14 protein-coding genes and 1 pseudogene are annotated in these 12,798 nt (G+C 72.5%); 5 read left to right on the plus strand and 10 right to left on the minus strand.

Annotated features, from left to right (window positions below; genetic code table 11):
• Window positions 1–5: 5 nt before the first annotated feature.
• Entirely contained in the window at window positions 6–1,436 is a 1,431-nt protein-coding gene (locus ACIRG9_RS18150) for a hypothetical protein (protein ID WP_402856878.1), read from the minus strand.
• 127 nt (window positions 1,437–1,563) lie between these two features.
• Between ACIRG9_RS18150 and ACIRG9_RS18155 the strand changes: the two are divergent.
• Window positions 1,564–1,686 (plus strand): annotated as a pseudogene (locus ACIRG9_RS18155) (VOC family protein); the annotation flags it as partial.
• Window position 1,687: 1 nt separating this feature from the next.
• On the opposite strand, the gene ACIRG9_RS18160 reads toward ACIRG9_RS18155, so the two are convergent.
• Complete coding sequence (locus ACIRG9_RS18160) at window positions 1,688–2,608, minus strand: proline dehydrogenase family protein (protein ID WP_402856880.1); 921 nt, start codon at window positions 2,606–2,608, stop codon at window positions 1,688–1,690.
• A 64-nt stretch (window positions 2,609–2,672) separates the two neighbouring features.
• On the opposite strand from ACIRG9_RS18160, the gene ACIRG9_RS18165 reads away from it, so the two are divergent.
• From ACIRG9_RS18165 to ACIRG9_RS18175, 3 genes are read left to right on the plus strand one after another with little or no spacing between them, the layout of a single operon-like run.
• Window positions 2,673–2,936 (plus strand): hypothetical protein, encoded by a 264-nt coding sequence (locus ACIRG9_RS18165; RefSeq protein WP_402856881.1) that lies wholly within the window; start codon window positions 2,673–2,675, stop codon window positions 2,934–2,936.
• A 1-nt stretch (window position 2,937) separates the two neighbouring features.
• Window positions 2,938–4,104 (plus strand): glutathionylspermidine synthase family protein, encoded by a 1,167-nt coding sequence (locus ACIRG9_RS18170; protein WP_402856883.1) that lies wholly within the window; start codon window positions 2,938–2,940, stop codon window positions 4,102–4,104.
• Between the two features lie 19 nt (window positions 4,105–4,123).
• Window positions 4,124–4,696 (plus strand): CGNR zinc finger domain-containing protein, encoded by a 573-nt coding sequence (locus ACIRG9_RS18175; RefSeq protein WP_402856885.1) that lies wholly within the window; start codon window positions 4,124–4,126, stop codon window positions 4,694–4,696.
• Between the two features lie 66 nt (window positions 4,697–4,762).
• Here ACIRG9_RS18175 and ACIRG9_RS18180 read toward each other — a convergent pair whose 3' ends face one another.
• Together ACIRG9_RS18180 and ACIRG9_RS18185 are read right to left on the minus strand one after the other, a co-directional pair.
• Window positions 4,763–5,569: a sugar phosphate isomerase/epimerase family protein gene (locus ACIRG9_RS18180; RefSeq protein ID WP_402856887.1), complete on the minus strand. Its 807-nt coding sequence runs from the start codon at window positions 5,567–5,569 to the stop codon at window positions 4,763–4,765.
• Window positions 5,570–5,645: 76 nt separating this feature from the next.
• Window positions 5,646–6,590, minus strand: coding sequence for a Ppx/GppA phosphatase family protein (locus ACIRG9_RS18185; protein ID WP_402856889.1), 945 nt, complete (start codon window positions 6,588–6,590; stop codon window positions 5,646–5,648).
• 73 nt (window positions 6,591–6,663) lie between these two features.
• Between ACIRG9_RS18185 and ACIRG9_RS18190 the strand changes: the two genes are divergently transcribed.
• A complete protein-coding gene (locus ACIRG9_RS18190; protein WP_402856891.1) occupies window positions 6,664–7,473 on the plus strand; it encodes a hypothetical protein in 810 nt (269 codons plus the stop codon).
• A 2-nt stretch (window positions 7,474–7,475) separates the two neighbouring features.
• On the opposite strand, the gene rraA is transcribed toward ACIRG9_RS18190, so the two are convergent.
• The 6 genes from rraA to ACIRG9_RS18220 are packed head-to-tail and all read right to left on the minus strand — an operon-like array spanning window position 7,476 to window position 12,782.
• The gene (gene rraA, locus ACIRG9_RS18195; RefSeq protein ID WP_402856893.1) at window positions 7,476–7,961 is read right to left on the minus strand and encodes a ribonuclease E activity regulator RraA; all 486 of its coding nucleotides are present in this window, start codon (window positions 7,959–7,961) and stop codon (window positions 7,476–7,478) included.
• Between the two features lie 15 nt (window positions 7,962–7,976).
• On the minus strand, window positions 7,977–9,161 hold the full coding sequence (locus ACIRG9_RS18200; protein WP_402856895.1) for an MFS transporter: 1,185 nt from the start codon (window positions 9,159–9,161) through the stop codon (window positions 7,977–7,979).
• Window positions 9,162–9,554, minus strand: a complete 393-nt coding sequence (locus ACIRG9_RS18205; protein WP_402856897.1) for a universal stress protein — start codon at window positions 9,552–9,554, stop codon at window positions 9,162–9,164.
• Entirely contained in the window at window positions 9,551–11,053 is a 1,503-nt protein-coding gene (locus tag ACIRG9_RS18210; RefSeq protein WP_402856899.1) for a tripartite tricarboxylate transporter permease, read from the minus strand. The genes ACIRG9_RS18205 and ACIRG9_RS18210 overlap by 4 nt, the downstream gene beginning before the upstream one ends.
• The gene (locus ACIRG9_RS18215; protein WP_402856901.1) at window positions 11,053–11,778 is read right to left on the minus strand and encodes a tripartite tricarboxylate transporter TctB family protein; all 726 of its coding nucleotides are present in this window, start codon (window positions 11,776–11,778) and stop codon (window positions 11,053–11,055) included. Before ACIRG9_RS18215 ends, ACIRG9_RS18210 begins: the two co-directional genes overlap by 1 nt.
• Window positions 11,775–12,782, minus strand: coding sequence for a Bug family tripartite tricarboxylate transporter substrate binding protein (locus tag ACIRG9_RS18220; protein WP_402856903.1), 1,008 nt, complete (start codon window positions 12,780–12,782; stop codon window positions 11,775–11,777). The genes ACIRG9_RS18215 and ACIRG9_RS18220 overlap by 4 nt, the downstream gene beginning before the upstream one ends.
• Window positions 12,783–12,798: the final 16 nt, after the last annotated feature.

Consider the following 12,798-nt stretch of genomic DNA (forward strand, 5'->3'; position numbering starts at 1 on the left):
GCGGGTCAGCCTCCGGCGACGCTGCGGAGGTAGGCGACGCAGTCGTCGTGCAGGGCGGACCAGGGGTCGCCGAACACCTGCTCCGCGGCCTCGTCCAGGGACCGGCGCTCGTGCACCACCGCCCGGAAGAAGTCGAGCATCCGCTGCTCGCCGTACCGGTCGACCAGGTGGCGTACGGCCAGGTAGCCGACACCGTAGGCGCCACCGACCCGCTCGTCGGCCGCGTCGTCGGCGGGTGCCAGCGAGTCGAGCCGGCCGTTCCATCCGCCCCGGACCAGCTTCCGCACCTCGGCGAGGCCGTCGTAGCGGGCCACCGGCCGGCCGTCCGCGCCCGCGTACTCGGCCAGCCCTTCCACCAGCCACCAGGTGGACCGGTCGGAGTAGCCCCGGTCGGGCAGCGACGCGGCGTGCGTCAGTTCGTGGCGGAGCAGGTCGTCGATCCCGTTCGGCGTGATGATCGGCGCGTTCAGCACCACATCGTGGTGTCCGCCGCCGACGCCGACCGCGTACCCCGCCGTCCACTTCGGTCGGCCACCGCCGTACCAGCGCTGCCACTCGGTGCGGCCGGCGTAGAAGACCAGGTAGCGGTCCGGCGGGGTACCGGCGACCGCGTACCGGTCGGCGACCTCGGCGGCGGCCTCGGCCTGGGCGAGCAGCCCGGGAAGCTTGGCCCGCAGCGCGGGCGTGGTGGCCACCAGGGTCCGTTTCCCCACCGCCACGGCCAGGTCGCTGACCTCCCAGGGCCGGGCGCCGGCCGGCTCCGCCCGGGACTCCTCGACGGTGAGCAGCCGGGGCTCCTCCCCGACGATCCGCCACCGGGTGCCGATCGCCACCCTGCTCGGGGTGCAGTCCGGCGCCACGAAGCAGTAACCGACCGTCACCGTCAGCTGCCACTCCCCCGGCCGCCCGTCGACCTTCGCCGGCACGCCGTCCACCTCCGGCCGCCAGACCGTGACGCGCAGCGCGCGCAGGGCGGCGTACCGGCGGGTGAGGGCGGGGCGGGCGGCCGGCTCGGCGGCGGCGAGGAAGCCGGCCTGGTCGCCGGCGAGCAGTGCGGCGGCCTGTCGGTCGAGCTGTGTGGTCATCCGCTCCGCGAGGCGACGCGCCACCGGGTCGTCGCTCGATCCCGCCGCCGGTCGCCCCGCCACGCCCGGCACCAGGCCGAGCAGGAGTGCGCCGGGCACGCCGCACGCCAGCAGCACGAGCACCAGCGCGAGCGCCGTCCACAGCGGCCACCGCCGGCGGGACCGTCGGGCCGGGCCGCTCGTTACGGACGGCGTATCGGGCCGGCCGCCGCTCGCCAAGGCCGGTGCGCCGGGCGGCGCGCCGCCGGCCGGCACCAGGCGGGTGGGCGACTCGGCCGCAGCGGTCGGGGCGGCCGGCCGGGCACCGACGCTTTCGACGTGGTCGCCCGGCTGCTCGTCACCGTGGGTCACCGGCGAAGGGTACGACCAGTCGGGCGATCGGGCCAAGGCCCACCGCGCGTCGGCGGGACGCCCGGACAGGTACGCGGGTACGGCCGGCGGCCGCGATCCGGCCAGAAGACGCGATCCGGCCAGGAGACTCGAACGGGCCGGCGGGACCAGGGGTCTCGCCGGCCCGTACTGGGACCGATGGGGGGTGACGTTCGCCGACCCGGACAGCTACCGCCTGGTGCTGAACACCCGGGCCTGGTCGAACGGTTGAATCACTTCTTGCTGACCAGCGCGCGACCGAAGAACATCAGGTTGGCCGGGCGCTCGGCCAGGCGACGCATCAAATAGCCGTACCACTGGTCGCCGTAGGGGACGTAGGTGCGCACCGTGTAGCCCTCGCCGATCAACCGCTTCTGCTCCTCGGGACGGATGCCGAACAGCATCTGGAACTCGAAGCGGTCCGGACCGCGGTCGAACCAGCGGGCCCGGTCCTCACCGATGGCGATCAGGCGCGGATCGTGGGTGGCGAGCATCGGGTGACCGTCGCCGGCCATCAGCACATTCATGCAGCGCACGTACGACTTGTCCACCTCACGGGCCGACTGGTAGGCCACCGACTCCGGCTCCTTGTACGCGCCCTTGCAGAGCCGCACCCGGGACCCGGCGCCGGAGAGCTCCCGGCAGTCCGACTCGGTACGCCGCAGGTACGCCTGGAGCACCGCACCGGTCGACGGGTAGTCCTTGCGCAGCTTGGCCAGGATGTCCAGCGTCGAGTCGGTGGTGGTGTGGTCCTCCATGTCCAGGGTGACCGTGGTGCCCGCCGCATCGGCCGCCGCGCAGATCGCCCGCGCGTTGTCGTACGCGAGCTGTTCGTCGAACATCTGCCCGAGCGCGGAGAGCTTCACGCTGACCTCGGCGGCCGGGGTCAGCTCGGCGGCGGCGAGCAGCCGCAGCAGCTTGAGGTATTCGTCCCGGGTGGCGTTCGCCTGCTCCGGGGTGACGGTGTCCTCACCAAGGTTGTCGAGGGTGACCGCGAGGCCGTCGGCGACGAGCGCGCGGGTCACGCGCAGCGCGTCGTCGGTGCCGGCGCCGGCGACGAACCGGCGGACGACGTCCCGGGTGAACGGGGCCGTCGCGACGAGCCGCTCGACCTGGGATGACCTGGCCGCGGCAAGGATGACGGATCGGAGCATGAGCCGAGCGTAACGCCCGGCCGGGGGCCTGCGCCGGTGGCCCGGGTCGGCTACAAACAAACCCGTGGAACGACGCCCCCGACGCCGGCTCCGGTCGGCCACCGTGCATCTCGGCGCACTGACCGCGCTGGCGCTCACCCTCTCCGGTTGCAACAACGACGATGACGACTGCGCCCTCGGCCCTCCGGCCGGGGGTGGCGGCGACACGGTGGCCCTGGCCCTACGGGTCCCCGGCCCGGCCGTCGCCCGGGACACCCCCGCCCCAGCCGCCACCGCGCTGCCCGACCGGGGCGGCTTCGGCACCCACCTCGCCTCCTGCGGCGGCTGACGTGCGGCGCGTGGCGAGCACCCCGCGCCCCGACTGGGACGCCACCATCCGCGCCCAGGGCCTGGTATACGTCGACACCGAGCTGCCCGACGGCGAAATCATGTCGTACTGGGACGAGACCGCCGCGTACGCCTTCGAACTGGACGAGGTGCTCCGACTGGAGGAGGCGACCGAGGAGCTGCACCGGATGTCGGTGGCCGCCGCCGAGCACATCGTCGCCCGGAACCGGTACGCGGAGTTCGGCATCCCGGCCTGGGCGGCGGAGGCGGTCGCCCGGTCGCTGCGGGAGTCCCCGCCGACCCTCTACGGCCGCTTCGACCTCTGGTACGACGGCACCTGGCCGCCCAAGCTGCTGGAATACAACGCCGACACCCCGACCGCGCTGGTCGAGGCGAGCATCGTGCAGTGGTACTGGCTGGAGGAGACCCGTCCCGCCGCGGACCAGTGGAACAGCCTGCACGAGCGGCTGGTCGGGGCGTGGGCGAAGATCGGCGCGGGGTTGCACGACGCGCGGGTGCACGTGGTCTGGTCCGACGAGGAGGAGTCGGGCGAGGACCTCATCACCGCCGGCTACCTGGCCGAGACGGCCCGCCAGGCCGGGCTGGACGTCACGCTCATGCCGATCCGGCGGATCGGCTGGGACGGGCGGCGCTTCGTCGACGCGGACGACCGGCCGATCACCACCTGTTTCAAGCTCTATCCCTGGGAGTGGATGCTGGCCGAGCCGTACGGGCCGCCGGCACTGGAACCGGGCACCCCGACCACCTGGATCGAGCCGGCGTGGAAGCTGCTGCTGTCGAACAAGGCCCTGCTGGCGGTGCTCTGGGAGCTGTACCCGGGGCACGAATACCTGCTGCCGGCGTACCTGGACTCGCCGCGCGGGATGACCGGATACGTCGCGAAGCCGCTGCTGGGCCGGGAGGGCGCATCGGTACGCATCATTACCGAAGGGACCGAGATCACCAATCCGGGAATCTACGGCGACGAGGGATTCTGTTACCAGGAGTTCCGGGCGTTGCCCGACTTCGCCGGGAACCGCATGGTTCTGGGGAGCTGGACCGTCGACGGTGAGTCAGCGGGTGTCGGCGTACGGGAGAGCGAAAGCCTCATCACGGACGGCTACGCGCGGTTTCTGCCCCACTACATCGACGCGCCACGGGCACGCTGAGTCGTCTACGGTTGGTGTCGTGAACTTCGACGCGTACGCCCGGACCGGTGTTGATCTCGTCAACGCCCGCCTGGACGACCTCGACGACCTCCGGGCCATCTTCCCCGACGACAACGCGTGGATGCACGACGAGGTCGCGGAACGAGACCTGACGATCTTCCGGCGGGCCCAGAAGCGCCTGCGCGACGTCTTCGAGTACGGCACGTCGGGCCGGGACGCCGAGGCGGTGGCGGAGCTGAACGCGCTGCTCGAGACGTTCCCGGTGCAGCCGCGCATCTCCGGCCACGACTCCAGCGACTGGCACATGCACGTGACCAGCCGGGGCGCCTCGGTCAGCTCCGAATACCTGGCCGGCGCGGTGTGGGGCCTGTCGGTCTGGCTCTGCGAGTACGGCAGCGCCCGGTTCGGTGTCTGCGCGGACGAGCGCTGCGGCAACGTATACCTGGACACCTCCTCGAACTGCTGCCGCCGGTTCTGCTCGGAGCGCTGCGCCACCCGCTCGCACGTGGCCGCGCACCGGGCCCGCAAGCGCGCGGCGGTCGACCAGCTCCCGGTCCCCGCCCAGCCCGAACCCCTCACCCCGGTCAGCTGAAACCGCGGTTGATCAAGAGGTTCGCGTTGGCATCCGGCCCGGATCCGCCGCGAGCCCCTTGACGGGTCAGGCGTCGACCGGGGACGGGGCGGTCAGGTTGGCGCGGGCGAACTCCAGCGCCTCGCGGAGGTCGGCCTCGCGGACCGCTCGGCTCTTCGCGCCCCGGGTGGTCACCTCCACCGCGACCGACCCGGAAAAACCCCGGCCGGCCAGCGAGCGGAGCAGCTCCGCGCAGGGCTGGCCACCGCGGCCGGGCACCAGGTGCTCGTCACGTCCCTCGCCGGTGCCGTCGCCCAGGTGCACGTGCGCCAGGCCGGACCCCATCCGGTCAGCCATCGCCAGGGCGTCGCTGTGCGAGGCCGCGCAGTGCGACAGGTCCAGCGTGTACGAGGCGTAGCCGGTGTCGGTCGGATCCCAGCCGGGGACGTACGGGACGAACTTCCGGCCGGCCATCCGCACCGGGTACATGTTCTCCACCGCGAAGCGCAGCCCGTCGAACTGGCCGGCGATCCGGTCGAGGCCGTCGGCGAAGTTGCGGGCGTAGTCCCGCTGCCAGGTGAACGGCGGGTGCACCACCACCGTCGGCGCCTCCAACGTCTCGGCCAGCTCGGCGGCCCGGCGCAGGCGCTCCCACGGGTCGGGGCTCCACACCCGCTGGGTGACCAGCAGGCAGGGCGCGTGCACCGAGAGGACCGGGACGTCGTAGTGGCTGGCCAGCCCGCGCAGCGCGCCCGGGTCCTGGCTCACCACATCGGTCCAGACCATCACCTCGACACCGTCGTAGCCGAGCGTCGAGGCCAGCTGGAACGCCGCCGCGGTCCGCTCAGGGAAGACCGAGGAACTGGACAGGAGCACCGGGACTCGGGAGGTCACACCTCTCAGGGTAGCCGCCTCCGTCGCGCAACATCAGGACGAGCATCCGCAAAAGGCGCAGACCGACCGGCCGCGATCAGTTCGCCGTGAGCTGGTCGAGCCGGCGGAGGATGACCCCCTCCCGCAGCGCCCACGGACAGATGTGCAGGTGGTCCACGTCGAGCCGGCGCATCACCGCCTCGGCTACCACGGCACCGGCGAGGAGCTGATGGGCCCGCCCGGTGCTCACCCCCTCCAGCTCGTGCAACTGGCCGGGCGGGATGTGCCGGATGAAGCCGAGCACCTGGCGCAGCCCGGTCCGGGTCAGCCGGCGCCGGGCCCACAGCCCCGCCCCGGAGGGCGCCGCGCCGGCCAGCCGGGCCAGCATCCGGAACGTCTTCGAGGTCGCCACCGCGCGATCCCAGCCCACCTCGGTGAGCTGCTTCGCCACCGGATCGAGCAGCGAGTCGACGTACTCCCGCAGCTCGTCGACGGTCCCGGCGGAGGGCGGCACGGTGCCGGCCGGGTCGATCCGCAGCCGCTCGCGGCTCAGCCGCCCGGCGCCCAGCGGCAGCGAGGCCGCCACGCCCGGGTCCTCGTCGATGCCGGCGGCCAGCTCCAGCGAGCCGCCACCGATGTCCGCGACCAGCAGCCGGCCGGCGGACCAACCGAACCACCGCCGCACCGCGAGGAAGGTCATCCGCGCCTCGTCCGCGCCGGAGAGCACCGCCAGGCGTACGCCGGTCTCGTCGCGGACCCGGGCCAGCACCTCGCCGGCGTTGGTGGCTTCGCGGACCGCGCTGGTGGCGAACGCGAGCAGGTCGTCGACGTCCAGCCCGTCCGCCGCCGTGCGGGCCATGCTGACCGCCTTGACCAGGCTGTCCGCGCCCGCCTCGGTGAGCGCCCCGTCGGGACCTATCTGCTCGGCCAGCCGGAGCACCACCTTCTCGGAGTGCGCCGGCCAGGGGTGCGCCCCGTGGTGGCCGTCGACCACCAGCAGATGCACCGTGTTGGAACCGACATCGAGGACACCCAGTCGCATGCAGCGACTCTAGGGCCAACATGTTTCGCCGGCTCGCCCGCCGGCCCGGCTCACCACGCGTACGCTGGTCCGGGTGACAGGCCAGATCGAGCTGCAGGTGCTGGTGGACGACCCGGACGACCCGCGCAGCCGGGAGGTTGAACTGGACTTCCCCCGCGAGTGGATCGAGTTCGTCGACCCGGCGGACGAGAAGCACGTGATCCGGGCCGACCTGACCTGGCTGCTCTCCCGGTGGACCTGCGTCTTCGGCAAGGGCTGCCACGGCATCATCGCCGGCCGGGCCGCGGACGGCTGCTGCTCGCACGGGGCGTTCTTCACCGACTCCGACGACGAGAAGCGGGTCCGCGCCGCGGTCAAGCGGCTCACGCCGGAGACCTGGCAGCACTTCCGCAAGGGCTTCAAGAACTGGACCGAGAACGACACCATCGACGGCAAGAACCCGGCCCGGCGTACGGCCACCCGGGACGCCGACTCGCCGTGCGTCTTCCTCAACGACGCCGACTTTCCGGGCGGGGGTGGCTGCGCCCTGCACGCCCAGGCGCTGCGCGACGGGGTGCACCCGCTGGAGTACAAGCCGGACGTCTGCTGGCAACTGCCGATCCGCCGGGACCAGGACTGGCACAAGCGGCCGGACAACACGAAGGTGCTGATCTCCACGCTCGCCGAGTTCGACCGGCGGGGCTGGGGCGCGGGCGGGCACGACCTCGACTGGTGGTGCACCTCCTCGACCGACGCGCACGTCGGCGCCGAGCCGATGTACGTCTCGTACGCCCCGGAGCTGGCCGCGCTGGTCGGCGCGTCCGCGTACGCGAAGCTGGCCGAGCTGTGCGCCACCCGCCTCAGCCAGGGCCAGGTCGCCCCCCACCCGGCCAGCGAGGGCTGACCCTACACCGGCTCGGCGACGGGGAGGGCGACCACACCGTCGTCGTCGCTGTACACCTGAACCCCTGGCGCGAAGACGCAGTTGCCGAAGAACACCGGCACGTCCCGCTCTCCCGCGCCGGTCTTGGCGCTCTTACGCGGATTCGTCCCGAGCGCCTTGATGCCGATCGGGAGGGCCCGCAGGGCGGCGACGTCGCGGACCGCACCGTTGATCACCACGCCGGCCCAGCCGTTCTCCGCCGCCGTGCCGGCGATGAGGTCGCCCATCAGCGCGGTGTGCAGCGAGCCGCCGCCGTCCACCACCAGCACCCGGCCTTCCCCCGGTTCGGACACGATCGACTTCACCAGCGCGTTGTCCTCGAAGCAGCGCACCGTCACGGCCGGCCCGGCGAAGGCCCGGACACCGCCGAACTGGCGCAACTGGGTGTCGCACGAGCCGAGGGCCTCGCCGAAGCGGTCGTACAGGTCGGCGGTGCTGGGTGTCTCCATGGTTGTCCTCTTCTCTCAGTGCGGGTTGGTGCGGTGCAGGCCGGTGGCGGCGACCGCCGCGCCGGCGAGGCCCGCGGCGGTGCAGGCGAGGACGCCGGCCGCACCGGCTCCCGCCGCCAGCACGCCGGCGGCGCTGGGGATCAGTACCTGCCCGAGGCGGTTGCCGGTGAGCCGTAGCGACATGGCGCGGCCACGCAGCCCGGGTGGGGCCACCTCGGCCAGGAACGACATGGTCAGCGGCTGACCCGCGCCGAGCCCGAGGCCGGCGACGGTCACCACCACGGCCATCACCCAGAACGGCAGCGGCGGCAGCAGCAGGCCGAGCCCGACGGCGGAGAGGGCGACGGTGCCGATGAGCAGTGCCCGCCGGCCGACCGCCGCGACCAGCCGGCCGAGCCCCAGCCGGGAGACCATCGATGCGACCGCGCGCAGCCCGAGCAGCAGGCCGATCTCCCCGGCCGCGATGTGGCGCTCGGCACCGAGGGCGGGCAGGTAGACCAGGGTGATGTCGACCGCCGCCAGGACCACGCAACTGACCGTGAGGGCACGCACCAGCCCGGGCTGGCGGAGCAGGTCACGCATCCCGCCGGCGCCCGGCCCGGTCACGCCGCGATGGTGCGCGGAGGGGCGGAGGAACGCGGCGGCGACCAGCAGGGGTACAGACAGCGCGGCGGCGCCGAGGAAGATGGCCCGGGTGTCCGGGATCGGGCGGTCCCCGCCGAAGACCACGATCAGGCCGGGGCCGAGCGCCTGGCCCAGCGAGGCGGCGAAGGTGTAGTAGCCGAACGCCGCGTCGTACCGGTCGGCCGGGGTGCGGTTGGCGACCAGCGCCTGCTGGGCCACCACCGCACAGAGGTGCGCGGTGCCGAGCAGCATGCTGGCCAGCACCAGGCCGGCCACCGAGCCGGCGAGCAGCACGAAACCGAGGCCGGCGGCGGCGAGCAGGACCGACCCGGCGAGCGCGACCCGGCGCTCACCGAACCGGTCCACCGCGTGTCCGGAGGGCACCGCCAGCACCAGCGGTACGACGGCAAAGCTGGCCCCGAGCACGCCCAGCCAGGCACCCGGCACGTCCAGCTCCAGCGCCCGGTACGCGGACGCCGGCCGGAGCATGAACGTGACCGCCTGCACCACGATCGTGTGCGTGAGCAGTAGGGCGGTCTGGGCGCGCCCGGGGACCGGCGAGTCCCCGGGCGCCACTCAGCCGGCCTTCACCGCGAGGACCGGGCAGGGCACCCGGAGCAGGATCTCCTGCGCGGTCGACCCCATGATCAGCTTGCCGACCGGGGTGCGGTGGCGGATGCCGATCACCACCAGCGACACCCTCTCCGCCTCGACGATCTCGACGATCTCCTCGGCGGCGTCCCGTCCCCGCACGAGCTGCCGTACGGTGTGCGGCACCCCGGCCGCGGTCAGCTCGCGGACCACCCGATCCAGGTCGGGCTCCTGGGCGAGGCGCGGGTCCACGTACGCGTCGCCGCGCGAGGTGTTCACCACCAGCACCGGCTCGTCTCGGAACCGGGCCTGCTCGATCGCCGCGTGCAGGGCCGCCTCGCCCAGCGGCGAGGGCACGTAGCCCACCAGTACGGTCATCCGGTCACCAACCTTCCCCGCAGCGGCCGGACCACGAACCGACCGATCAGCGGCCAGAGCAGTACCACCGCGACAGCGGCGTAGATCATCCAGGACACCCAGCCGCCGATCAGGCCGTGCAGCTCGCCGCCGGAGAGCTGCAGTGCCCGCCGGCCCTGCAGTTCGGCGCGCGGGCCGAGGATGATGCCGACGATCAGCGGCAGGATCGGCAGCCCGAAGCGGCGCATGCCGAAGCCGAGCAGGCCCAGGGCGAGCAACAGGAACAGGTCGAACGGCTGGGCGTTGACCGCGTACGCCCCCATCGAGGCGAAGAAGATGATCCCGGCGTAGAGGTACGGACGCGGGATCCGCAGCAGGCGCGCCCAGGCCGGGGCGAGCGGCAGGTTGAGCACCAGCAGCAGCAGGTTGCCGATGAAGAGGCTGGCGATCAGCGTCCAGACCAGCGCGGACTCCCTCGTGAAGAGCAGCGGGCCCGGCTGGATGCCGAACTGCTCGAAGGCGGCCAGCATCACCGCGGCGGTGGCGTTGGTGGGCAGGCCGATCGCCAGCATCGGCACCAGGGTGCCGGCGGCCGAGGCGTTGTTGGCCGCCTCCGGGCCCGCGACGCCCTCGATCGCGCCCTTGCCGAACTCCTCCTTGTGCTTGGAGAGCTTCTTCTCCGTGATGTACGACAGGAAGGTCGGGATCTCCGCGCCGCCCGCCGGCACCGCGCCGAACGGGAACCCGAGCGCGGTGCCGCGCAGCCAGGGCTTCCAGGATCGTTTCCAGTCCGACCGGCCCATCCAGGGCTGGCCGACCGGGATCACCTCACCAGATGCGCGACGCAGGTGGGCGGCGATCCAGAGCGCCTCGCCGACGGCAAAGATGCCGACCGCCACCACGACGACGTCGATGCCGTCGATGAGCTGCGGAACCCCGAAGGTGAGCCGCTGCTGGCCGGTCTGATCGACCCCGATCACGCCGATGACCAGGCCGATCAGCAGCGCGGCGAAGCCGCGTACCCGGGACGCGCCGAGCACCGCGGTGACCGCCACGAACGCGAGCAGCATCACCGCGAAGTAGTCGGGTGCGCCGAGGCTGATCGCGAACGACACCACCGGTGGGGTGACCACCACCAGCAGGACGGTGGCGATGGTGCCGGCGACGAACGAGCCGATCGCGGCGGTGGCCAGCGCCTGTGCCGCGCGACCCGCCTTCGCCATCTTGTTGCCCTCGATCGCGGTCACCACCGAGGACGACTCGCCGGGGGTGTTGAGCAGGATCGAGGTGGTCGAGCCGCCGTACATGCCGCCGTAGAAGATGCCGGCGAACATGATGAGCGACTGGGTCGGCCCCAGGCTGTAGGTGACCGGCAGCAGCAGCGCCACCGTCATCGCCGGGCCGATGCCGGGTAGGACGCCGACCGCGGTGCCGATGGTCACGCCGAGCAGCGAGATCAGCAGGTTCATCGGGGTCAGCACATGGCCGAACCCCTCAAGCAGATTGCCCAGGTTTTCCATTACAGGATCCCTTGCAGTACGCCGGCGGGCAGGTCGACACCGAGCCCGATGGCGAAGGCGTAGAACGTGATCAGCGACAGCGCGACGGAGATCAGCAGGTTCCGGACGTAGTGGCGGTTGCCGAGCGCGTACGCCGAACCCCAGAAGAGGATCGTCCCGCTGATCACCCAGCCGAGTCGGTCGATGAGCACCGCGTTGACCAGGAACGCCCCGATCAGCAGCAGCACAGTGCGCCAGTCGATCGGGCTGTCCAGATCGACGTCCTCGCCGGCCTCCGGCTCACCGGCGCCGCCGCGGGCCACGTCCACCGCGTAGATGGCGGCGACGATCAACAGCAGCACGCCGAGCAGGATCGGCACCGGCTTCGGGCCGATCGGGTCCGCGCTGTTGATCGCCTGCCCGATGCGCGTCGTCGCGTCGAAGATGACCAGCCCACCGACCAGGGCCAGGAAGGCACAGACCCCGTACTGCGCCCGGTCCCGCTTGGGCGCTGAGCCGTCGGCCGCCGGCCCGTCACCGTCCGGCAGGTCGTCCGCGGGGGGTGCCGCCGATCCGGCGGGCTGCCCCGCCGGGTCGACGGCCGGCGGGTCCGCGACCGGGGCGGGCGCGGGGGGCGATCCGCCCGTCTCCCGGTCCGGTGGCGCCGCCTGGTCGGGCACGATTGATGCGGCCGGCCGGGGCGGCTGGTCGCCGCCCCGGTCCGGTCGGGTCGTCCTGTCGGTCATGCCAACCCGAGCTGCTTGAGGATGTCGGCAACCGCCTTGTCCTGTTCGGTCAGGAAGGTGCCGAACTCGTCACCGGTGACGAAGGCGTCGGTCCAGCCACGCTTCTTCAGCTCGGCCTTCCACTCCTCCGAGTCGTGCATCTTCGTCAGCACGTCGATCCACACCTTCTTGTCGGCGTCGCTGATCCCGGGCGGCGCGACGATGCCCCGCCAGTTGGTGAAGACCAGGTCGATGCCGGACGACTTCAGCGTCGGCACGTCCTTCAGCGCCTCGATCGGCGCCTCGCTGGTCACCGCGAGGACCCGGATCTGGCCGGCCTCCACCTGGTCGAGGAACTCGCCGAAGCCGCTGGCGCCGAAGGCCACCTTGCCGCCGAGCACGGCCGGCAGCAGCTCGCCGCCGCCGTCGTACGAGACGAAGTTGACCTGCTTGGGGTCGATGCCCACGGTCTTGGCGAGCTGCATGGGCAGCAGGTGGTCCGGGCCGCCGGGGGACGAGCCGCCGCCGACCGCGACCTTCTTGGGGTCGGCCTTCCAGGCCGCGACCAGGTCGTTGATGGTCTTGTACGGGGAGTCCTTCGGCACCACGATGGCGCCGGCCTCCTCGATCATCTTGGCCAGCGGGGTGGTCTGGGTCAGTGTCGCCGCCGACTTCGAGGTGTACGAGGCACCGACCACGCCCAGCCCCATCTGCATGGCGAGCTTGCCGTTGCCCTTCTCGTTCACGGTCCGCTGGAGGCCGACCGTGCCGCCCGCGCCGGGCAGGTTGAACACCTGCACGCCGGTGGCGATCTTGGCGTCCTCCATCACCTTCGCGGCGGTGCGGGCCGTGGTGTCGTACCCGCCGCCGGGGCTGTTCGGCACCATGATCCGCAGCCCGGCGACCGGCTTACCGTCGTCGCCGGAGCCGGCCCCGTCCTTCTCGGCGGTGGCACCGCAGGCACCCAAGGCGAGCGCCGTCGCGGCAGCCGCGCCCATGACCAGCAGGTTTCTCCTAGTTGCCATCATGTTTCTCTTCCGT

This window comes from Micromonospora sp. NPDC093277 (assembly GCF_044765245.1).
Lineage (GTDB): Bacteria > Actinomycetota > Actinomycetes > Mycobacteriales > Micromonosporaceae > Micromonospora.

Bases quoted from the DNA above. Each gene is read 5' to 3' on its own strand.
- ACIRG9_RS18160 (WP_402856880.1), bottom strand. From the start codon at position 2,608: ATGCTCCGATCCGTCATCCTTGCCGCGGCCAGGTCATCCCAGGTCGAG.
- ACIRG9_RS18185 (WP_402856889.1), bottom strand. From the start codon at position 6,590: ATGCGACTGGGTGTCCTCGATGTCGGTTCCAACACGGTGCATCTGCTG.
- rraA (WP_402856893.1), bottom strand. From the start codon at position 7,961: ATGGAGACACCCAGCACCGCCGACCTGTACGACCGCTTCGGCGAGGCC.
- ACIRG9_RS18205 (WP_402856897.1), bottom strand. From the start codon at position 9,554: ATGACCGTACTGGTGGGCTACGTGCCCTCGCCGCTGGGCGAGGCGGCC.
- ACIRG9_RS18210 (WP_402856899.1), bottom strand. From the start codon at position 11,053: ATGGAAAACCTGGGCAATCTGCTTGAGGGGTTCGGCCATGTGCTGACC.
- ACIRG9_RS18215 (WP_402856901.1), bottom strand. From the start codon at position 11,778: ATGACCGACAGGACGACCCGACCGGACCGGGGCGGCGACCAGCCGCCC.
- ACIRG9_RS18220 (WP_402856903.1), bottom strand. From the start codon at position 12,782: ATGGCAACTAGGAGAAACCTGCTGGTCATGGGCGCGGCTGCCGCGACG.